We start from the raw sequence: 1,485 nt of genomic DNA, 5'->3' as shown, positions 1-1,485 counted from the left end.
CGGTGGCCTGGCTCGGCCAGCCGGGCTCGGGCGCGGTCAGCGGGCAAGCGTTGCGGGTGTGTGGGCAAAGTCTATTGGGAGCGTAAGCATGGAGTGGCACACATTAGGCAGCACCCCGTTCCTGCCACCGCTGTATTGGCGCGCGGCACTCAAGCGCAAGATCACCGGTACCACGTTGCCGCAACAAGGGCTGCGCTGCCGGGTCAGCGTTAACCCCAAGGATGTGGACGCCTATCGCAAGGTCTGCGGGTTTGCCGAGAGCCCGGTACTGCCGGCCACTTATCCCCATATCCTGGCATTCGGCCTGCAGATGCAATTGCTCACTGACAAGGCATTTCCTTTCCCGCTGCTGGGATTGATCCACCTGAGCAACCGGATCCGCATCCTGCGCCCGTTGGGCGGTGTGAGTGACCTGTCCGTCGGTGTCTACGCGCAGAACTTGCAGCCCCATGCCAAGGGCGCGACCTTCGATATCGTGACCACGGTCGAGGATTCACTGGGGCTGCTGTGGGAAGCCGAAAGCCGAATGCTCTGTCGCGGGGTGAAACTCGATGGCGCTGCGGCGGACAACACCCTGCAAGCCTCCACTAACGTAAGCGAGCTGACCCGTTGGAAAGCCCCCGCCGATGTTGGCCGCCGCTACGCCCGGGTGTCCGGCGACTACAATCCGATTCACCTGAGTGCCCTCACTGCCAAGTTGTTTGGCTTCCCCCAGGCCATCGCCCATGGGTTATGGAACACGGCACGCACACTGGCCGCACTGAGCGAACATTTGCCTGCGGCCAATATCGAAATAGACGTCGAGTTTAAAAAGCCGGTGCGCTTACCCAGTGAAGTAACCTTATTGACAAGTGCCGCCGGCTCCAGTGGCGAGTTACAACTAAAGGGCGCCGGGGATATTGAACACATGACGGGGCGTTGGCGGCCAATCTCCTGATAAATTGTATATATACACCCTAAGTTATAGCGGGCTATCGATAGCCCGCCATCTTTATTAACCCCATGATTTTAAACACCTCGCAACGTCTACACCCTCCCCCACTACACCCTTGGTATTAGTCGCTAAGCAGACTAACTCTATCTGTATATAAATCGTTAATACCAAGTTGAGCATTGCGAGATAACGCACCCGGGTCTGTTATAGCCACAACGGACGAATGTATCGCTGTCTTTAGAAACAGCGAACTTCGATAACAGCAAAGGCTGTACCTGGTGCAAGGAACTCAATCATGAAAACTCAAGTCGTGTTGTGGAAAGCAAGTACCGCGCTGGCCCTGATTCTGGCAGTTAGCCTCGGAGGCTGCAGCAGCGGTGGTGGTGGTCATCACAGTAGCGTCGCGGCGTCATCTCCGGATGCTGGCAGTGGCAGTGGTACTGGCGGCGGAACGGGTGGCGGCACTGGCGGTGGCACCGGTGGCGGCACAGATGGAGGTACTGGTGGCGGCACAGGTGGTGGAACCGGCGGAGGTACTGGCGGTGGCACTG

Annotated in this window: 2 protein-coding genes; both read left to right on the top strand. The window is 58.4% G+C overall.

Going from position 1 to position 1,485, the window contains the following annotated elements; all coding sequences use genetic code 11:
• On the top strand, window positions 1-86 hold an 86-nt coding region (locus tag HX846_RS39925), incomplete at its 5' end, for a hypothetical protein (RefSeq protein WP_256740188.1).
• Between the two features lie 2 nt (window positions 87-88).
• On the top strand, window positions 89-937 hold the full coding sequence (locus HX846_RS32010; protein ID WP_177049183.1) for a MaoC/PaaZ C-terminal domain-containing protein: 849 nt from the start codon (window positions 89-91) through the stop codon (window positions 935-937).
• Window positions 938-1,485 lie beyond the last annotated feature (548 nt).

The organism is Pseudomonas sp. K5002, assembly GCF_013386655.1.
GTDB lineage: Bacteria > Pseudomonadota > Gammaproteobacteria > Pseudomonadales > Pseudomonadaceae > Aquipseudomonas.
Note: the sequence above shows the minus strand (reverse complement) of the source record. Positions and strands in the feature narration are given on the sequence as shown.